General features: G+C 64.2%; 17 protein-coding genes. 8 read left to right on the top strand and 9 right to left on the bottom strand.

Annotated features, from left to right (window positions below):
* Nucleotides 1-4 precede the first annotated feature (4 nt).
* Complete coding sequence (locus Amn_RS28460; protein ID WP_067967617.1) at nucleotides 5-391, bottom strand: 5-carboxymethyl-2-hydroxymuconate Delta-isomerase; 387 nt, start codon at nucleotides 389-391, stop codon at nucleotides 5-7.
* Between the two features lie 150 nt (nucleotides 392-541).
* Here Amn_RS28460 and hpaR point away from each other — a divergent pair, with 150 nt between their 5' ends.
* Together hpaR and Amn_RS28470 are read left to right on the top strand one after the other, a co-directional pair.
* Nucleotides 542-1,009 carry a homoprotocatechuate degradation operon regulator HpaR gene (gene hpaR / locus Amn_RS28465; protein WP_067967620.1) on the top strand — a complete coding sequence of 156 codons (468 nt, stop codon included), beginning with the start codon at nucleotides 542-544 and terminating at the stop codon, nucleotides 1,007-1,009.
* A gap of 69 nt (nucleotides 1,010-1,078) precedes the next feature.
* The gene (locus tag Amn_RS28470) at nucleotides 1,079-1,996 is read left to right on the top strand and encodes a DUF6929 family protein (RefSeq protein WP_154384281.1); all 918 of its coding nucleotides are present in this window, start codon (nucleotides 1,079-1,081) and stop codon (nucleotides 1,994-1,996) included.
* A gap of 54 nt (nucleotides 1,997-2,050) precedes the next feature.
* On the opposite strand, the gene Amn_RS28475 is transcribed toward Amn_RS28470, so the two are convergent.
* Nucleotides 2,051-2,464: a VOC family protein gene (locus Amn_RS28475; RefSeq protein WP_286298945.1), complete on the bottom strand. Its 414-nt coding sequence runs from the start codon at nucleotides 2,462-2,464 to the stop codon at nucleotides 2,051-2,053.
* Nucleotides 2,465-2,555: 91 nt separating this feature from the next.
* Here Amn_RS28475 and Amn_RS28480 point away from each other — a divergent pair, with 91 nt between their 5' ends.
* Nucleotides 2,556-3,425: a LysR family transcriptional regulator gene (locus tag Amn_RS28480; RefSeq protein WP_067967622.1), complete on the top strand. Its 870-nt coding sequence runs from the start codon at nucleotides 2,556-2,558 to the stop codon at nucleotides 3,423-3,425.
* A 238-nt stretch (nucleotides 3,426-3,663) separates the two neighbouring features.
* On the opposite strand, the gene Amn_RS28485 is transcribed toward Amn_RS28480, so the two are convergent.
* The 6 genes from Amn_RS28485 to Amn_RS28510 form a co-directional block, all read right to left on the bottom strand.
* On the bottom strand, nucleotides 3,664-5,472 hold the full coding sequence (locus Amn_RS28485; protein ID WP_286298948.1) for an aminopeptidase P family protein: 1,809 nt from the start codon (nucleotides 5,470-5,472) through the stop codon (nucleotides 3,664-3,666).
* 32 nt (nucleotides 5,473-5,504) lie between these two features.
* Entirely contained in the window at nucleotides 5,505-6,518 is a 1,014-nt protein-coding gene (locus Amn_RS28490) for an ABC transporter ATP-binding protein (RefSeq protein ID WP_502874778.1), read from the bottom strand.
* The gene (locus Amn_RS28495; protein WP_067967628.1) at nucleotides 6,515-7,528 is read right to left on the bottom strand and encodes an ABC transporter ATP-binding protein; all 1,014 of its coding nucleotides are present in this window, start codon (nucleotides 7,526-7,528) and stop codon (nucleotides 6,515-6,517) included. The genes Amn_RS28490 and Amn_RS28495 overlap by 4 nt, the downstream gene beginning before the upstream one ends.
* Nucleotide 7,529: 1 nt before the next feature.
* A complete protein-coding gene (locus Amn_RS28500) occupies nucleotides 7,530-8,399 on the bottom strand; it encodes an ABC transporter permease (protein ID WP_083948819.1) in 870 nt (289 codons plus the stop codon).
* Nucleotides 8,396-9,337, bottom strand: a complete 942-nt coding sequence (locus Amn_RS28505) for an ABC transporter permease (protein ID WP_286298953.1) — start codon at nucleotides 9,335-9,337, stop codon at nucleotides 8,396-8,398. Before Amn_RS28505 ends, Amn_RS28500 begins: the two co-directional genes overlap by 4 nt.
* Before the next feature lie 81 nt (nucleotides 9,338-9,418).
* Complete coding sequence (locus Amn_RS28510) at nucleotides 9,419-10,993, bottom strand: ABC transporter substrate-binding protein (RefSeq protein WP_286298955.1); 1,575 nt, start codon at nucleotides 10,991-10,993, stop codon at nucleotides 9,419-9,421.
* Between the two features lie 226 nt (nucleotides 10,994-11,219).
* Between Amn_RS28510 and Amn_RS28515 the strand changes: the two genes are divergently transcribed.
* Nucleotides 11,220-11,840, top strand: a complete 621-nt coding sequence (locus tag Amn_RS28515; protein ID WP_263005281.1) for a helix-turn-helix domain-containing protein — start codon at nucleotides 11,220-11,222, stop codon at nucleotides 11,838-11,840.
* 2 nt (nucleotides 11,841-11,842) lie between these two features.
* Here Amn_RS28515 and Amn_RS28520 read toward each other — a convergent pair whose 3' ends face one another.
* The gene (locus tag Amn_RS28520) at nucleotides 11,843-12,874 is read right to left on the bottom strand and encodes a trans-3-hydroxy-L-proline dehydratase (RefSeq protein WP_067967643.1); all 1,032 of its coding nucleotides are present in this window, start codon (nucleotides 12,872-12,874) and stop codon (nucleotides 11,843-11,845) included.
* A gap of 232 nt (nucleotides 12,875-13,106) precedes the next feature.
* On the opposite strand from Amn_RS28520, the gene Amn_RS28525 reads away from it, so the two are divergent.
* The 4 genes from Amn_RS28525 to Amn_RS28540 all read left to right on the top strand — a co-directional run bounded on the left by Amn_RS28525 (nucleotide 13,107) and on the right by Amn_RS28540 (nucleotide 18,467).
* Nucleotides 13,107-13,781, top strand: a complete 675-nt coding sequence (locus tag Amn_RS28525; protein ID WP_192320642.1) for a GntR family transcriptional regulator — start codon at nucleotides 13,107-13,109, stop codon at nucleotides 13,779-13,781.
* Nucleotides 13,782-13,900: 119 nt separating this feature from the next.
* The gene (locus Amn_RS28530; RefSeq protein ID WP_263005279.1) at nucleotides 13,901-15,232 is read left to right on the top strand and encodes an ABC transporter substrate-binding protein; all 1,332 of its coding nucleotides are present in this window, start codon (nucleotides 13,901-13,903) and stop codon (nucleotides 15,230-15,232) included.
* Entirely contained in the window at nucleotides 15,220-17,136 is a 1,917-nt protein-coding gene (locus Amn_RS28535; protein ID WP_286298962.1) for an ATP-binding protein, read from the top strand. Before Amn_RS28530 ends, Amn_RS28535 begins: the two co-directional genes overlap by 13 nt.
* Complete coding sequence (locus Amn_RS28540; protein ID WP_286298963.1) at nucleotides 17,133-18,467, top strand: sigma-54-dependent transcriptional regulator; 1,335 nt, start codon at nucleotides 17,133-17,135, stop codon at nucleotides 18,465-18,467. The genes Amn_RS28535 and Amn_RS28540 overlap by 4 nt, the downstream gene beginning before the upstream one ends.
* Nucleotides 18,468-18,478: the final 11 nt, after the last annotated feature.

An 18,478-nucleotide genomic window follows, 5' to 3' on the forward strand; every position in this document is an offset into this window, starting at 1 on the left:
TCCGTCACTTGTTCCGCAGACGCGGGTGGATGGCGTTGTTTTTCCAGCTCAGTTCGGCGTCGATCTCGCGGATCTCGAGCGAAAGCGCAAAATGAGGTGTGGCGAACAGGGGGGCGAGAAACGCGTTCGCTGCAGCGAAGATCGCTGTGCCGGCACGCTTCTTGTCGGCGGCGGTGCGACCGGCGCCGATCCTGAAGCTCATGTCGATGAAGGCGTTTTCCGGCAGGCGGTCGGCAACCGCATAGGCGTCGGCGCGCAGCGCCCGCACCCTGACGGCGCCATGTTCGAACATGCCGGTGTCGAGGATTGCCTGTGACAGCTCCTCGCACAGCAACGGCATGTCGACGCGACCGTCGAGATTGGCGGAATATTCGAGCGTGAGGTGAGGCAAGGCGTGTCTTCCCACACATGTGGCGTTTTGATATTTAACATGTTAAGTAGTTATGCGTGTCGGTGTCAAGGCGGCTGCGACGGAATTCGGCTGATTGCCGTCGCGTGGCGTTGATCCGTCGGGGCGCCGGTATTATCGGAGTAGAGTGGAATGCCGGCCAAGCCGTCGCCTGCCATCAGGAGCTCGCCCTTGCTGCAAAGCACCCGACGTTCGTTGCCAATGTCACTGTTGCGTGCGCGTGAAGTGGTGATGGCCCAGTTCCGGCCCATTCTCGCTCAGCATGGCGTTTCGGAGCAGCAATGGCGCGTCATTCGCGTTCTGGGCGAGCAGAGCCCCCTCGACGCGACGGAACTTGCCGAACGCGCCTCGATCCTGGCGCCGAGCCTGACGCGGATCATCAAAGCGCTCGAAGAACGCAGCCTCATCACGCGCGGCAAGGTCGAAGCCGATGGCCGGCGGGTGATGCTGTCCATCGCGCCGAAAGGGCAGGTCCTGATATCGGAAGTGTCGCCGGAAAGCAGCGCCATCTATGATGACGTCCAAAGGCGTATAGGGCAGGAGCGCTACGAACAGCTGCTCGACCTGCTGGAGGGGCTTATCGATCTTGAGAAGAAGTGACGGTCAGGCGGCTGCGGCAATGTCCCGGCAGGTAGGAGCCATTCGCGCACAAGCGGCTATGACTTCCGCATGATCGCCCTCAAGAAGCTGCGCGAACTGACCCTGACGGCTGCGGCAAGCACTGAGCGGCCATTGCATCTGAGCGCCGCAAGCGGTCTCGTTTGCCTCAGTTCGGCGATGTACGTCGTCGCCGACGACGAACTCCATCTCGGCGTCTTTTCCACGAAGGACGATCGTCCTGGCCAGTTGGTACGGCTGTTCGACGGCGTGCTGCCGGATGCGAAAGCGGTGCGCAAGCGGCAAAAGCCCGACCTCGAAGCACTGACGCTGCTGCCGGCTTTCCCTGGTTTCGCCCATGGCGCGCTGTTGGCTGTCGGGTCGGGCTCGCGGCCCAACCGGCGCCGGGGTGCCGTGCTCGGGCTCGATCCGGTGGGGCGCATTTCAGGCGTGCCGCGAAGCCTCGACCTGTCGGCGGTGCTGGTTCCGCTTACCGACGCCTTCGCCGAGGTCAATGTCGAAGGCGCCGTCGTCGTCAATGATGAACTGCGCCTGTTCCAGCGCGGCAACAAGCAGCATACCGAAAATGCCATCATCCGATATCCGCTTGCGGCGGCCTTCGACGTCTTGACCGGCAGACGTTCCGATGCGCTCAGGCCGATGACAATCGACAGCTTCGATCTCGGCCATGTCGATGGCGTGCCGCTGTGCTTTACGGACGCCACGGCGCTGCCCGGTGGCGACATGGTGTTCAGCGCGGTGGCCGAAGACACGGACGACGCCTTCAACGACGGCGCATGTGTCGGGGCTGCCATCGGCATCGTCGGGAACGACGGGCGGCTGCGTTTCGTTCGCCGGCTCGATCGGCCGTACAAGATCGAGGGCATTCACGCTGAGCTCGACGGCAATCGCCTCGACCTTCTGGCAGTCACCGACGCCGACGATCCGGACGTTGCAGCTGCGCTCTATTCGGCGACGATCGCGATCTGATCAAGCCAGGCACGCGATCTCATCCTAGAACCTGTCGAGCGGGACCTGTCTCGTCTAAGCGGCGAAGACGCTGTCGAAATCCTTGAAACCCTTGACCTCGATCGGATTGCCGGAGGGGTCGAAGAAGAACATGGTGCGCTGTTCGCCGGGTTCACCTTCGAAGCGGATGACAGGCGGAATGTCGAATGCGATGCCGCCTTTTTTCAAACGATCGGCGAGCGCAAACCAGTCGTCGAGCGGAAGCACGATGCCGAAATGCGGCATCATGACGAGGTGCGTGCCGACCTTGCCGGTGCGGGTAACCTCGAACGGTTTGCCGAGATGCAGCGACAGCTGGTGGCCGAAAAAGTCGAAATCGACCCAGCTGTCGGTCGAGCGCCCTTCGACACAGCCGAGCACGCCGCCATAGAAGCCGCGCGCCGCGTCGAGGTCGGTGACGTGGGTGGCGAGATGGAACAGTGATTTCATGGCCAGTGGCTCCCAGTGTTTGACCGACATCTAATGGGTCCGCTAGGAAAGGAAAACTACGGAATTGTTTTCCTCAGCATAAGGAATTCCATTGGATATCCGGTTTCTGCAGAGCCTTGTTGCGGTGGTCGAGACCGGCTCCATCGTTGCCGCCGCGCGGCGGGAACGGCTGACCCCGGCGGCTGTCAGCCAACGCATCCAGGCCCTGGAACGGACGCTCGGCTGCCCGCTTCTGGTGCGAGGTGCGCACACTGCACGGCCGACGGAAGCCTGCCTGTCGCTGCTGCCGCGTGCCCGCGCGCTGGTTCGCGATGCCTCGCTGCTCGTCGATGACCTCGACGCAAGCGGTCTCTCCGGGGATCTCAGGGTAGGGGCGATCTCGACTGTCCTGACCGGGCTTGTTCCTGTGGTGCTGGGCAAGCTGACGGAGTGCGCGCCGTCCCTGAAACTGCGGTTGACACCCGGAACGTCCGAGCATCTCTACGACCAGATGCTCGCCGGCCAGCTTGACGTTGCCGTTCTGGTCGAGCCGCCTTTCGCGCTGCCCAAGCTGCTGGACGCCACGCGCATTTCGCGTGAGCCGCTGGTCTATTTGACGCGCGATGCCGTTGCGCCTGCTGATATCATCGCACATGCGCGGGAAACGCCGTTCATCCGCTACGACCCGTCGTCATGGGGTGGCCGGATCGTCGCCGCCTACATGGAGAAGGCAGGGCTCTATGCCGACGTGCGTTGCGACATGGACGCGCTAGAGACGATCGCGATCCTGGTTGGCAAGGGCATCGGCAGTTCACTTGTGCCACACTGGCCGGGGCTCGTTGCCAACGGGTTCAACATCGTTCCCGTGCCGCACGCGCACGCGCATGAACGTTCGTTGTCTTTTCTGGCGCCGAGTGTGCCGCAAAAGCCGAACGCCGTCAGGCTTTTGCGCGATCTGCTTGTTGGGGCGGCGATTGGCTGAGGCTCGGGCGCTGCCGCGTCCGATCGCCTTGCCGATCCAGTCCAGCCTTGCTGCCGGGATCAGGCCAAAATTGTTAAAGTTGATGCCGTGGCGACGAGCGGTGAAGCCGGCATTCGCAACGACACCGCCGCGACGCGTGGCAGGAGTGCGTCTGTCCGAAACGCCAACAGCTCTCTGATCGGAGGCCTGAGATGGGTGCGGTCGGTCGAGGCGGCGCATGAACTGACGTGATATCCGCTCAGATGGCGTCCCGACACGGTGTGCACATGCGCTGCAGCCACTCCATGTCATCTCGGCCAAGCAGGGGGCTCAGCGCCGACCTTACTTCGTCATGATAGGCGTCGAGCCATCGTCTTTCCGACGACGACAGTAGCTCGATATTGGCAAGGCGCAGGTCGAGCGGCACCAGCGTCAGGCTCTTGAAGGCCATGAAGCCGTCGCCCGCTGCGACAACCTCGACCTGGTTTTCGAGCCGGATGCCGTATTTTCCCGCCCTGTAGTAACCGGGTTCGATTGTGGTCACCATGCCGGGCCGCAAGGCAATCTCGTTGACCCGCTTGTCGAAACGCTGCGGCTGCTCGTGCACCGACAGGAAGTGGCCGACGCCGTGCCCGGTGCCGTGGTCGTAATCGAGGCCGAGGTCCCAGAGCGGGCGCCGGGCGAAGGCGTCGATCTGGTGCCCGCAGGTTCCGGTCGGGAACTTCAACGTCAGCATCGAGATCAGCCCCTTGAGCACGGCCGTATAGGCGCGGCGGATTTCCGGGCTGATGCTGCCCAATGCCGTCGTACGCGTGGCATCGGTGGTGCCGGTCAGGTACTGCCCGCCGCTGTCCAGCAGATAGACATCGGCCGAGGTGATCGGCGTGTTGGTCTCGATGGTGGCGTTGTAGTGACACATCGCGGCATTGCCGGCGGAGGCCGAGATCGTGCGGAAGCTCGGCTCGACGAACAGCCTGCTGTCGCGGCGATAGGTCAGGATGCGCTCTTCGGCCTCCAATTCGCTCACCGGCATGCCTTGGCTTTCGCGCGTGCGGCCGTAGCGGTCGAGCCAGGCCAGGAAACGCACCCAGGCCGCGCCATCCTGCTGATGGCAGTCGCGGAAACCTTGCAGCTCGATGTCGTTCTTTTCCATCTTGGCGAGTGTGATCGGGCTGCGGGTCAGCTTGATCTCGCCGCCACTGTCACGCGCCGCATGGACAACCGCCGACGGCGCGAAACCGGGATCGACGAGCGCTGTTCGCCCCTCGGCGAAGGCCGCGACGCGTTCCAGAAGGCGCGCCGGCTCGGCGATTGCGACCTCGTCGAGCTCCAAATCGGAGAGATCGTTGGGCAGCTTGCGGTGGTCGACCAGCCACTCGGTGCGGCCGTCCTTGTCGAGGATCAGGAAGGAATGCGGCATCGGGTTGAACGCCACGTCGCGGCCACGCACGTTGAGCAGCCAGGAGATGTTGTCGGGTTGGGCCTCGACGAGGAAGTCGGCGCCCTGCGCCGCGACCAACTCCACGATACGACGCTTCTTGTCTGCAACGCTCTCGCCGGAATACTGGCGACCGAAAGCCATGATCGACCCCAGCGGCTTTTCCGGCTGGTCCGGCCAGATCGCATCGACGAGATCGCCCGGGGTCGCGACCCAGCTCCCGCCAGCTGATTCCACGGCGCGACCGCAATCCTGGTCCCAGGTCGAGGGCAAAAGCATCGCATTGAAGCCTATGCGCTGGCCTTCATCTATGTTCTTCGCCAGCCAATCCTTCAGCGGCGCATCGTAGAAATGCTCGACAGTGAAGGTGCCGAGATCGACCTCGTCGCGAACCTGCACCTGGTAGCGGCCGTCGACAAAGATTGCCGCCTTGTCGCGCATGACGATCGCGACGCCCGCCGAGCCGGTGAAGCCGGTGAGGTAGGCGAGCCGGCAGTCATGTGGCGCGCAATACTCGCTCTGGTGCTCGTCAAAGCGCGGCACGACGTAGCCGTCGAGCCCTTCTTCGGCGAGCTTGTGGCGCAGCGCTTCAACGCGGCCGGTCATGTCCAGCCTGTCGGTCGGTGTCATGTCGTCTGTCCTTGATCTGCAGATGGTCGCGGTCACACCGCTGATATGGTTTCGGCGAAGTGGCAGGCGGCCATGCCGGCGCCGACAGGTCGCAGCGCCGGCTTTTCGATACGGCAGCGCTCGGCGGCATGCGGGCAGCGCACATGGAACGGGCAGCCCGGAGGGATGTCGAGCGGGCTCGGCAACTCGCCTGACAGCGCCGGCGCGCGCTTGCGGTCGGCCGGATCGAGCGACGGTGCCGCAGCCAGCAGGGCCTGCGAATACGGATGGCGCGGCCGCGAGAACAGCGCCTCGGACGGGCCGACCTCGACGATGGCGCCGAGATAGATCACCGCGACCCGGTGCGAGACGTGGCGCACCAGCCTGAGATCATGCGCAACGAACAGCACCGTCAGTCCGAGATTGTCCTGCAGCTCGAGCAGAAGGTTGACCACCTGCGCCTGAACCGACACGTCGAGCGCTGACACAAGCTCGTCGGCGACGAGACAGATCGGCTCGAGCGACAGCGCACGCGCGATGCCGATGCGCTGGCGCTGCCCGCCGGAGACTTCGTGCGGGTACTTGTCGGCGGCACCCTCGGGCAGGCGCACGAGATCGAGCAACTCGTCTATGCGCCGCTCGATGGCAGCGCCTTCGCGCATCCTGTGCACCGAGATCGCCTCGCGCAGCGTATCGCGCACCGTCATGCGCGGGTTGAGCGAGGTATAGGGATCCTGGAACATCATCTGGACGCGCTTGTTGTAGGCGCGGCGTTTCGGTCCCTTGAGCCCGACGACGCTCTCACCCTCGAACAGAATGTCGCCGCCGCTTGGCTGGTGCAGTCCGGCGATACAGCGCGCCAGCGTCGACTTGCCGCAGCCGGACTCGCCGACGATGCCAAGCGTCTCGGCAGCCATGACGTCGAGATCGACGCCATTGAGCGCCGACACGACCTGGCGCGGGCGGCGGGCGATGGCATCGGATAGCGAGCGTGGCTTTGCGAAGCGCATGGTGAGGTCGCGGATGGACAGCAGCGGCTTGGCCGGCTCCATGGTCAGCATGTTCATGACGCCGCCTCGTGTTGACGGAAGTGAGCGAGCGCCTCGGCGCGACGATGACAGGCCACCTGGTGATGCTGGCCGACGGCGGCAAGCGGGGGACGAACATCGCCGCATTCCAAACCGGCGACCGGACACCGCGCGGTGAAGGCGCAGCCCGGAGGCAGCGCGCTGAGTGACGGCGGTGCGCCGGGGATCGAGTAGAGCGGCGTGCGTGGGGCGACGTCGCGCGGGATCGAGCGCAAGAGCCCCAGCGCGTAGGGATGGCGGGCGTCGCCGATCACCTGGGTCGTCGTCCCCAGTTCGCACAGCCTGCCGCCATACATCACCGCCACCCGGTCGCAGGTCTGTGCCACCACGCCCATGTCATGGGTGACGAGGATCACCGCCATGCCGAGATCGCGGCTCAAAGACTGAATCAGGCGCAGGATCTGGTCCTGGATCGTAACGTCCAGCGCCGTCGTCGGCTCGTCGGCGAGCAGCAGCTGCGGGTTCGACGCCAACGCGATGGCGATCATGACGCGCTGGCGCATGCCGCCAGAGAACTCGTGCGGATAGTCGCAGAGCCGGTTGCGTGCAGCGGGGATGCCGACCATCTCAAGCAGTTCGACGGCCTTGGTCTTGCGGGCGCGGGCGTCGAGGTCGGTATGGGTGGCGAGGTTTTCGGAGATCTGCAGCCCCACCGTGAGCAGCGGATTGAGCGAAGACATCGGCTCCTGGAAGATCATTGCGATCTCGCGGCCGCGCACCTTGCGCAACGCCGCTTCGTCGAGCGCTGCGAGATCGCGGCCCTTCCAGAGGATTTCGCCGCCGACGCGGCCACGCGGACGGACGATGCCGAGGATCGAACGCAAGGTGATGCTTTTGCCCGAGCCGGATTCGCCGACGAGGCCGAGGATCTCGCCGGCCTTGACGCTGAAGGAGACGTCGTCGACGGCGATCAGCGGCCGTTCTCGCGAACCAAATTCGGTTCTGAGGTGGCGCAGTTCGAGCACCGTATGTTGCCTTGGTACGGTCATCTCAGCGCCCCTTCGCTCGCAGCAGGTCGGCCAGCGCGTCGCCGAGCAGGCTGAAGCCGAGGCCGGTGAGAACGATGGCGACACCAGGCATCAGGCTCATCCACCAGGCCGTCAGCAGGAAGTTGCGCCCCTCCGAGATCAGCACGCCCCATTCGGCCGCCGGCGGCTGCGCGCCGAGGCCGAGATAGCCGAGCGACGAGCCGAGCAGGATGGCCAGCGCCATGTCGGTCATCCAGTAGACGATTACAGGCGAAATCGCGTTGGGCAAAAGGTGGCGGAAGATGATGCGGCGGTCGGAAAAGCCGAGCACACGACCGGCGGCGGCGTAGTCGTTGGCCTTCTGCGTCATGATCTCGGCGCGGGTGAGCCGGGCGTAATAGACCCAGTTCACCATGGTGATGGCAATGTACATGTTGACCAGGCCCGGCCCGAGCACGGCGACGATGGCGATGACCAGCACCAGGAACGGGAAGGTGATGATGGCATCGACGCAGCGCCCGAAGATGGTGTCGGCGATGCCCCCGTAATAGCCGACGAAGGCGCCCGCCGTGACGCCGATGGTCAGCGCGAAGATGGTGGCAAGCAGCGCCATCTGCATGTCGACACGGTAGGCCCAGATGACGCGTGAAAGAACGTCGCGGCCGAAATTGTCGGTGCCGAATGGATGGGCGAGGCTCGGTGGTTGCTGGATCGCCGTCATGTCGAAGGCGAGCGGATCGTAGGGTGCAAAGACCTGCGGACAGAGCGCCAGCAGGATCGAACAGGCGATGATGGCGAAGCCGATGACAAAGGACGGCCGGGCGAAGGCACGGCCGAGGAAGGCCAGCAAGCGGTTTGGCCTGCGCTGTGAAGTGTGACCGAGTGCACTCATGACTTACGAAGCCTCGGATCGAGCAGCGACTGGACGACGTCGGTGAGCAGGAAGACGACCGAGACCATCACCGCGAAGGTCAAGGTCAAGCCCTGGATCAGCGGATAGTCGCGGGCAAAGATCGCTTCCAGCATCAGCCGGCCGACGCCGGGAATGGCAAACACTGTCTCGGTCACCAGCGTGCCGCTCATCAGGTTGCCGATCGACAGGCCGAGCAGGGTCACCGTCGAGACCAGCGCATTGCGCAGCACGTGGCGGGTCATGACGATGCGCGGCGTAAGCCCCTTGGCGCGGGCGAACTGGACATAGTCGGCGTCGAGCACCTCGATCAGCGAGGCGCGCAGGTTTCTGACGATGATGGCGGAGGTGTAGAGTGCCACGCTCAACGCCGGCAGCATCAGATGGTGCAAATTGCCGAGGAAGGTCGTGCCATAGCCGCCGACGGGGAACCAGCGCAACTGCGCGGCAAGCACGGTCAAAAGCACCAGCCCGATGTAGAACACCGGCATCGACAACCCGACCTGGAAGACGCCGCGGATGACGACGTCAGTCGTGGTGTTGGCACGCATGGCGGCAAGAAAGGCGAGTGGCCCGGCCAGGAGCACAGCAAGTGCAATGGCGTAGAGCGACAGGAAGATGGTGGTCGGCAATCGGCTGAGGATCACCTCGCTCACTGGCGCCTTCATCATGATCGAGCGGCCGAGATCACCTGACAGCGTGTTCTTGACGAAGACCATGAACTGCACCGGTAGCGGCTGGTCGAGGCCGAGATTGCGGCGGATTTGCTCGACCTGCGCATCGGTCGCCTTGGCCTCGGCCATGGCGATGGCTGGGTCACCGGGAAGCATGCGCACGAGCAGAAAGATGAAGACCATGACCAAAAGGAAGGTCGGGATGATCTGCAGCAGCCGCGCCGCGAGATATGAGAGAGAGGGCATTGGCTTCGCCTCGAAACACTCGCCTTGCAAAGAGGCGCGCCGGACGGATGGCCCGTCCGGCGCGCAGCGGTCACGCTTGGGTTACTTGGCGCGCCAGGCTTCCGAGAAGTCGTTGGCACCGAGCGGGGTCTGGACGTAATTCTCGACCGACTTTGACACGGCGACCGCGAAGGGCGTCTCATAGAGGAAGAGCAGCGGCGCTTCTGCGGCGTAGATTTCCTGCATGCGCTTGTATTCGTCCTTGCGCTTGGCTGGATCGACTTCGGAGTTCGACGCCTCGAACAGCGTGTTGAATTCCTGGTTGTTCCAGCCTGTGCCGACGGCCTGGCGCTGTTTGTAATAGCCGAGCCATCCAGTGACCTGGGCAGGGTCGTTGACGTCGTTGGCCCAGCCATAGGTGTGGATGTCGAACTCGCCATTGCGGTTCTTGGCGCCGCGCGTCGGGTTGTCGACCTGCTCGACCTTCAGATTGACGCCAAGCGGCGCCCACATCTGCTGCAGCGCGGTGAACAGCGTGGCGTCGTCGGCGCTGCCTGCGAGCGTGGTGAAGGTGATGTCGAGGCCGCCATCGGCGCCCGCTTCAGCCAGCAACTGCTTGGCCTTTTCCGGGTTGTAGGGATAGAGCGGCTCCGGTCCATAGTGCAGCTGGGTTGCTGCCGACATCAGCGAGGTCATTGGCTTGCCGGTGTCGAAGGTCACCAGCTTGATCAGCATGTTCTTGTCGGTAGCGTAGTTCAGCGCCTGGCGCACCTTGAGGTCGGCGAGCGGGTTCTTCGAGCCGTCCTTGCGGGTGTCGCGGGTATTGATCGGCGCGTAGATGATGCGGGTCGAGGGAAATAGCTCAATCTTCAGACTGGCGTCGCCGCTGAGTTCGCCGACACGGGCGAACGGAATGAATTCGGCGACGTCGACCTCGCCGGCCTGAAGCTTGAGGATGCGGGTGGCGTCATCTGGAATGACGACGAAATCGACGCCATCGAGATAGGGCAGCGACTTGCCGTCCTCGCCGGCGCGCCAGTAGTTCGGGTTCCTGGCGAAGCTCATGCTCGAACCGGCAACCCGGCTCTTCATCGTGAAAGGCCCTGACGTCACCGGGTTGTTGTCGAAATAGGCCTTGGCCTTTTCCTGGTCGTTGCTGCCTGATGCCTTTTCAAACGCCGCCTTGGAGACAATTCCGGTGTTGAAGGTGGCGAGGATCGAGGGGATCGTCGGATCGGGTTGCTTCAACGACAGCGTGACCTTGCCGCCCTCTGCCGTCACCTTTTCGACCGAGCCGAGCAGGCCGCCCCATGGCCCGTCGGGATTGCGGGCGCGATCGAGCGAAAAGACAACGTCGTCGCCCGTGATGGCCGAGCCATCGGAGAATTTCAGGCCGTCGCGCAGCTTGAGCGAGATCGATTTGCCGTCGCCGGCGACCGCGTAGCTTTCGGCCAGGCCGGGCTCGATCGCGCCGTCGGCGCCGTTGCGCAGCAGCGTCTCATACAGGCTGGTGATCATCCACAGGTCGGGATTGCGGTCGGCCCAAACCGGGTCGATGACGGTGGAGTCGTCATAACGGGCAAAGGTCATCGAGCCGCCGCGCTCGATCGCCAAAGCCGACGTCGCGGCGCCAAATCCCAGAGCTGCGCCGAGCAAAAGCGGCAAAAAGCGTTTCATGTCTTCTCCTCCTCTTGGCCTGCCGGCAATGCCGGCGCTACGCCTCGACGACCAGTTTGGATATTTTATCCAATCTTGCCGGACAATATTCTTTGCGTCCGGATTGCCGCGAAGGCATTGTCTAGTTCCCCATCAAAGCGGCGGCGCGGTGACCATTTGGCTTGCGCAACCAACTTTAGCTGGACTAAAGTTCATCGAAATTGTGAAGTCAAGCGGAAAGACAGTGATGCCCCTCGATATCGATGACGCGGCCGCAGGCACCGGGGACGCGCCGCATCCGGACATGCCTGCCGCCGCTTCGATCGGACAGATGTTGCGGGCGCGCCGCAAGCTGATCGGCAAGACCATGAAGCAGGTCGCGGCCGAGGCGGGCCTGACCGAAGGCTTCATCAGCCAGATCGAGCGCGGGATTTCGACGCCGTCGCTGATTTCGCTCTACAATGTCGCCAACGCGCTCGAGACCAGCGTCGACACCTTCCTGTCGCAACCGCCGGAGCATGCCCACTCGATGGTCTCCCATGCCGGTGCGCGCCGCGGCTACAATGTCGAGACCAAGGAGCGGGTCTATGAACTGCTCGAACGCGGCTTTCCCGGTGCCCAGCTCAATGGCTGCATCACCCACATGCCACAAGGCTATGCCTCGGAAATCACGACCCATCAGGGCGAGGACTTTCTTTATCTGATCGAGGGCGAGATGCTCTACGAGATCGATGGCAAGGAGTACCTGCTCAAGGCCGGCGACACGCTGCACTTCCCTGCTTCGCTGCCGCACCGTGCCCGCAACGTCGGCCCGGGTCCGGCGCGCGAGCTCTGGGTCGGCACCACGCGCATCATCTCCGAGACCTGACCCTACTGCTTTCGCGGCCAGGTGTCGGCGAGCCGGTAGCCTGCCGGCCAGGGATCGTCGGGATCGAGCATCACCTGGTGGGTTCCGGTGATCCAGGCGCGTCCGGAGATTTCCGGAACGATCGCCGGCCGGCCGGCGACTGACGTCTCGCCGACGATGCGGCAATCGAAGGTCGAATCGATGATCGAATGGCCGCTGAAACGCTGGCCGACCTTCATCAGTCCGCGTGCGTGCAGCACGGCCATGCGTGCCGAGCAGCCGGTGCCGGTCGGCGAGCGGTCGAGCTTGGCGGGCTGGATGACGACGGTGTTGCGGCCATGCAGGACGCCGTCCCTTTCTTCGACCGGAAGCGCCAACTGGCAAAACGAGATGTGGTCCCATTCGTGGTTCTCGGGATGCGAGAAGCCGAGCTGTTCATTGGCGGCGCGGGTGATCCTTATGCCGGTTTCGGCCAGCTCGCGCGCCTCGTCGGGCGTGACGGAAAATCCCAGCGCCTTCGCATCGGCGATGACGAAGCTGTCGCCGCCGTAAGCGGTGTCGACGGTCAGCGTGCCCAGGCCCTCGACCTCGAGCTTTGCGTCCAGCCTGTCGGCGAAGGACGGCACGTTGGTGACCGTGATCCGCTCGGCCTTGCCATTGCGGCAGCTGGCCACGACGTCGACAAGGCCGCCCGGCGCTTCAAGGACAAATCGCGTCTCCGGCTCCTGCATCGGCACGATGCCGCTGTCGAGCAGCACAGTCGAAACGCAGATCGAGTTGGACCCAGACATCGGCGGCGTGTCTTCCGGCTCCATGATGATGAAGCCCATCGCGGCACGCGGATCCTTGGGCGGCACCAAAAGATTGATGTGGCGGAACACGCCGCCGCGCGGCTCGTTGAGCACGAAATTGCGCAGCGTCTTGTCCTCGGCGATGAAGCGCCGCTGTTCCCATAGCGTCTCGCCAGGCGGCGACGCGACGCCGCCGACGATGACGTCGCCGACCTCGCCCTCGGCGTGGCACGACACGATATGGATCACCTTGCTTGTGCGCATCCTTCGCCTCCCCGTGAATTCGCCTTGTCGGCTTCCGGTACGATACCGGTCGCGTTGCCGTATCGTGCCTTAGCCGCTCGCACCTTGGCACCCATAGAAACATCGGATCCAATATACAATCTGGAATATGCAATTGTGCGGGAAGAAAATGCTGGGCATGTTGCCCCGCGCCGTTGCAGCACCTATCACCGAGGCTTGGCCGTTTGCCGCAATCCCGCAAGGTTGGACCGCAATGAAACTGGAGACCGTCGATATCAGGCAGGCCGCATCGGCGGCCGATATCGTCTACGAGGCGCTGCGCAAGGCGATCATCGAGGGTGACCTCGCCGAAGGCGAAAACCTGAGGCAGGACCAGATCGCCTCGATGTTCAACACCAGCCGCATCCCGGTGCGCGAGGCGCTGTCGCGGCTCGAGCAGAACGGCCTGATCACCACGCAGCGCTACAAGGGCGCAGTCGTTGCAGGCTTGTCGATCGAGGAGATCGAGGAGATATTCGAGTTCCGTGCGCTGATCGAGGCCGAGGTCATCCGACTGGCCGTGCCGAGGTTGACCGGTAAGACCCTCGACGCGGCCCGACGCCACTGCCAAGCGTTCGACAGCGAGGCCAATTCGGCGATGTGGGGCGAGATCAACCGCAACTTCCACTACAGCCTCTACGAGGCGGCGCGACGGCCCTACTACCTGCAGATCGTGCGGGCTTCGCTCGACCGCATCGACCGCTATTTGCGCGCCCAGTTGACGCTGACCAACGGCATGAGCCGGGCACGGCGCGAGCACAAGGGTATTCTCGATGCCTGTATCGCGGGCGATGCCGACAAGGCTGCCGAGCTCACCCGCGACCACATTCTCGGCGCCGGCCGCGCCCTGGTGACGTTCCTCGAGGAAACGCGCGGCAGGAACGACTGAGAGGGGCCTGCCGTCGCAGTGCCCGTCCGGGGTGGCGCCTCTGGATGGCCATACGTTAGATTGAGCGTTTCCACGAAGGCGGCCACGACGATGAGGGCAGATTGGCCAGGATAGGTATCTTGTCGGCGCTCGTGCTGTCGGCCATGTGCACGCTCGCATCGCTTGCCGGCGCTGTCTGGGCGGCGGAGCGTCGTGACCTCGTCGTGGTCACTTCCTATCCGCCATCCTTCATCGAGCCGTTCCAGAGGGCCTTTGAGCGCCGCAACGCCGACATCCGCCTCGTCGTCATCCAGCGCAACACGGCAAGCGCCAGCCGCTTCATCATCGAGAAGACGGAAGTTGCCGCCGACATCTTCTGGGCTTCCGCCGCCGATGCCTTCGAGCTGCTGAAGCGGACAGGTGAACTGCGACCGATCGCGCCGCGGCCAACCGGCGCACCTGCCAGGGTACTCGGTTATCCGGTCGACGATCCCGGCGGCTACTATCTCGGCTTCGCCTTGTCGGGCTATGGCTTCGTCTACAATCCATCCTATCTCGCGCAGCACGCCCTGCCGGTCCCGCGCGACTGGCAGGACCTGATCAAGCCGGTCTATTCGGGACACATCGGCATCACCTCGCCGTCGCGCTCGGGCACGACGCACCTGATCGTCGAAGCGCTGCTGCAGACCTACGGCTGGGATCACGGCTGGGCGCTGCTGTCGCAGTTGGGCGGCAACCTGTCGACGGTCACGGCGCGCAGCTTCGGTGTTGCTTCCGGCGTCGCGCAGCGGCGCTTCGGCATCGGTATCACCATCGACTTCCTGGCGCGGGCACCGGATCTGGCCAATGCCGACAATGTCTTCATCACGCCACGCAATGCGGTCTTCGTGCCCGCAAGCATCGCCATCCTGTCGCGTTCGCGCAACATCGAGGGCGCGGAGCGCTTCGTCGATTTCGTTCTTTCGGAGGAGGGCCAGAAAATCCTGCTCACGCCGGCAGTCGGTCGCATTCCCGTGCTGGCGTCGTTGAACGGAGGGCTGCTGCCGCAGCAGGCTGGCGACGGCCTGCTGAAGTACCACAGCTTCGACCCATCCGCCTCGGCAGCGCGATATGGACTCGTCAACCTCATGTTCGACGATTACATCGTGCGCCGCCGGGCAATGCTCGCGCGGTTGTGGAAGCGGCTTACCGATCTGGAGACGGCAAACATTGACGATCCGCAACGGCAAGAGATGCTGGGGAGGGCCCGTGCCTTGCTGAGCATGCCGCCGCTCTCGGCAGAGGAGATGACGAGCCTTGCCGACCCACTGAAGACGGAATGGCCGCGCGGGGCGGTGCGCTCGCCCGAGCAGCAGGCATTCGCCCGCGCCTTGCGCAGCACCATCGAGCAAAACCTGGCTGCTGCAGAAAGCCTGATCATGACTGCGTCGCGTGATCCCGACAGTCTGCGTTATCAGCCATGGCGGCAATGATGGCGGTCGATCATCCCGGCGCTGCCGCAACCCGCGACTGGCGCTTTGGCATCGGCGCCCGCCTCGCTCTGGCCTTCATTGCCATTGTCGGCCTTGCCGTGGGCGCCTGCGTCGTCGGCTGGCTGTCTTACGAACGCCTGTCCGGAGAGCTGTCACGGATCGCCAACGAACAGATGCCGCAACTGGCTTACGCCTCCCGCCTCTCAACGGCGGGCGCCGACATCGGCTCGGTCACGGCGGTGTTGGCGGGGGCGGAGACGCGCAGCGAGTTCAACGAGATCCGCGCCATCTATGCCGAGCGGTTGAAGCTGCTGCAGTCATTGCTGGGCGAAAGCGATTCCAACTCGCCGGTCGGCGCCTTGCTGCCGCTTGCCAACGGGATCAACGACAATCTGCGTCAGATCGATGTCGCCGCCGGCAAGCGTTTCACACTGCTGGAGGCCATGCGCTCGGATATCGACGAACTCAGATGGGTGCAGGCCGACCTGCTCGACGAAGCCGAGCCGCTGGTCGAGGATATCCGTTTCAACATCGAGGCCGAAACACGTAACAGCCAGGGAGCGGCAGCGCTGGCCGAACAGCGCAAGAGTGAAGCGCTGCTGACTGCCGTGTCGCAGGCCAATCTTGCGACAGGCCTCATCGGTCGGCTGGTGAATGCCACCACGGCCGAGGAGGTGCAGGAAACCAACGCCTTCCTCGGCGACAGCGCCGACGAACTGGCCAACCGGCTGGGAACGCTTGGCAACTGGCCGGACAGCATCACCGTGCGCCAGTTGAGCGGCCGCATCCTTGAGCAATCCAACGCCCAAACCGGGATCCCGAACCGCAAGCGCTCGGAGATGATCGAGGCGGCCAGGCTGACCGAGCTTGCCGGCCAGAACGGTCGGCTGGTCGACGAGCTCGGCCGCAAGATCGCAGCCGAAGTCGTGGCGATCGAGGCAAGTGCCAATGCCGCCGCCAAACGTGCCGCTGCGGCCATCGACACCGGGCGCAAGCTGCTGGCGGCGATCGCCGTCCTGTCCGTGGTGCTGGCGTTGGGGATCGGCATCTTCTACGTCCAGCGCAACCTGCTCAGCCGCATTCGCTTGCTTGCTGACGAAGCTGGCGCCATCAGCAGCGGCAGGCCGACGGCCGCAGCATTGCCCGAAGGCGCCGACGAACTCGGCGATCTCGCCCATGCGCTGACGATGTTCCGGCAAACCCGCGACGAGCTTGTCCAGTCGGCAAAGCTCGCCGCCCTCGGCCAGATGGCCGCCGGTATCGGCCATGAGCTCAACCAGCCTCTGGCTGCCATCCGCGCCCACATCCACAGCGGCTCGACGCTGATATCGCGCGGCAAGGGCGAGCAGGCGCTGGTCAACCTGGACAAGATCAAGGCGCTGACCGGCCGGATGGCCGACCATATCAGCCACATCAGGCGCTTTGCCCGCCGCCCGGACGCGAAGCTCAGGCCGACTGACATCTCCGCCTGCGTGCGCGATGCGCTTGCGCTGCTCGAGCACCGCTTCGAAGAGGAAGGCGTCGTTCTCGACGTCAGCCTGCCCGACGCTGGTCGGGCCAATGTGATGGCCGAGCCGGTGCGGCTCGAACAGGTCGCGGTCAATCTGGTTGCCAATGCGCTCGACGCCGTCAAGGGCCAGCCCGAGAGGCATGTCAGTGTCCTGGTGGAACCAGACGGGGCGGGTGCCCGCCTGATCGTCGGCGATACCGGCATGGGCATCGCGCCAACCGATGTCGGTGCGGTGTTCGATCCGTTCTTTACCACCAAGCCGGTCGGGTCCGGCCTCGGGCTCGGCTTGTCGATTTCCTACAACATCGTCAAGGATTTCGGCGGCGACATTTCGATCCTCGAGACCGGTCCGCAAGGCACCCGCTTTCTTGTTAGCCTGAAAGGACCTGAATGACGCCCGACATCATCCTGATCGATGACGACGCCAATGTGCTTGACGCCTGCCGCGAAGTGCTGGAGCTCGAAGAGCTGCGCGTGGCCGCGCATGGGTCGGTCAAATCGGCGCTCGCCGGATTGAGGGCAGACACCTCGGCCGTCATCGTTTCGGACGTGCGCATGCCCGATCATGACGGCTTCGATCTGGTGGCGGCGGTACGCAAGATCGACCGCGAAATTCCCATCATCCTGATGTCTGGCCATGGCGACATTCCGATGGCGCTGCGGGCGATGCGCGACGGTGCCTGGGACTTTCTCGAAAAGCCCGCCGATCCGCTGCACCTGATCGAGACGGTGCGCCGGGCCCGTGAACACCGGCATCTTGTCATCGAAAACCGGCAGCTTCGGCTGTCGTCGGAGACGGACGCCTGGGAGACGCGGCTGATCGGGCATTCCGCGCCTATGGTCGCCTTGCGTGAGAAGCTGAAGCGGATCGCAGGTGCTGCGACCGACGTCCTGGTCATCGGCGAAACCGGCACCGGCAAGGAAGTGACGGCGCGCGCCATCCACGATTTCAGCGCTCGCAAGGGGCGCTTCGTTGCGGTCAATTGCGGGGCAATCCCCGAGACCATGCTGGAAACCGAGCTTCTCGGCCACGAGGCCGGCGCCTTCACCGGCGCCCGCGAGCGCCGGATCGGCAAGATCGAACACGCCAGCGGCGGCACGCTGTTTCTCGACGAGATCGAATCGATGCCGCTCGTCGCCCAGGTACGGCTGCTGCGCGTGCTCCAGGAGAGGGTCATCGAGCGGCTCGGCTCGAATGTCGAGCTGCCTGTCGATATCAAGGTCGTCGCGGCGGCCAAGGCGGACCTGCATCAGCTGGCACGGCAAGGCAAGTTCCGCGAGGATCTTGTCTTCCGTCTCGATATCGCCCGCGTCGAGATTCCGCCGCTTGCCGCCCGCAAGAGCGATGTCGGCCTGCTGTTTCGCCATTTTCTCGGACTCGCTGCCAAGCGCCAGGGGCGAACGGCCCCCAAGGTGGAAGCTGCCTGGCTGGCCGAGCTCGAAAGCAGGCCGTGGCCGGGAAACGTTCGCGAGCTTCGCAACGTCGCCGAGCGTTTCATGCTTGGTCTGGAAGATCATGCGATGTTCGACAGGCCAGCCGGCAACAGCGACAGCCTCGAGGCGCGGATGGACCGGCACGAACGGGCCGTCATACTCGACAGCCTGGCTCATCACGACGGCCGGATCGGCGCCACGGCCGACACGCTCGGCATTTCGCGCAAGACGCTTTATCTCAAGATGCGCAAGTTCGGCATCTCGGTGGCCGGCGAGGGCGAAGGCGACTAGACTAGCTGTTT

The organism is Aminobacter sp. Y103A (genome assembly GCF_030294925.1).
Taxonomy (GTDB): Bacteria; Pseudomonadota; Alphaproteobacteria; order Rhizobiales; family Rhizobiaceae; genus Aminobacter; species Aminobacter ciceronei.

Excerpts from the sequence above, each read along its gene's own strand:
- hpaR (WP_067967620.1), top strand. The coding sequence starts at position 542 with ATGCCGGCCAAGCCGTCGCCTGCCATCAGGAGCTCGCCCTTGCTGCAA.
- Amn_RS28470 (WP_154384281.1), top strand. The coding sequence starts at position 1,079 with ATGATCGCCCTCAAGAAGCTGCGCGAACTGACCCTGACGGCTGCGGCA.
- Amn_RS28475 (WP_286298945.1), bottom strand. The coding sequence starts at position 2,464 with ATGAAATCACTGTTCCATCTCGCCACCCACGTCACCGACCTCGACGCG.
- Amn_RS28485 (WP_286298948.1), bottom strand. The coding sequence starts at position 5,472 with ATGACACCGACCGACAGGCTGGACATGACCGGCCGCGTTGAAGCGCTG.
- Amn_RS28490 (WP_502874778.1), bottom strand. The coding sequence starts at position 6,518 with ATGAACATGCTGACCATGGAGCCGGCCAAGCCGCTGCTGTCCATCCGC.
- Amn_RS28495 (WP_067967628.1), bottom strand. The coding sequence starts at position 7,528 with ATGACCGTACCAAGGCAACATACGGTGCTCGAACTGCGCCACCTCAGA.
- Amn_RS28500 (WP_083948819.1), bottom strand. The coding sequence starts at position 8,399 with ATGAGTGCACTCGGTCACACTTCACAGCGCAGGCCAAACCGCTTGCTG.
- Amn_RS28505 (WP_286298953.1), bottom strand. The coding sequence starts at position 9,337 with ATGCCCTCTCTCTCATATCTCGCGGCGCGGCTGCTGCAGATCATCCCG.
- Amn_RS28510 (WP_286298955.1), bottom strand. The coding sequence starts at position 10,993 with ATGAAACGCTTTTTGCCGCTTTTGCTCGGCGCAGCTCTGGGATTTGGC.
- Amn_RS28515 (WP_263005281.1), top strand. The coding sequence starts at position 11,220 with ATGCCCCTCGATATCGATGACGCGGCCGCAGGCACCGGGGACGCGCCG.
- Amn_RS28520 (WP_067967643.1), bottom strand. The coding sequence starts at position 12,874 with ATGCGCACAAGCAAGGTGATCCATATCGTGTCGTGCCACGCCGAGGGC.
- Amn_RS28525 (WP_192320642.1), top strand. The coding sequence starts at position 13,107 with ATGAAACTGGAGACCGTCGATATCAGGCAGGCCGCATCGGCGGCCGAT.
- Amn_RS28535 (WP_286298962.1), top strand. The coding sequence starts at position 15,220 with ATGGCGGCAATGATGGCGGTCGATCATCCCGGCGCTGCCGCAACCCGC.
- Amn_RS28540 (WP_286298963.1), top strand. The coding sequence starts at position 17,133 with ATGACGCCCGACATCATCCTGATCGATGACGACGCCAATGTGCTTGAC.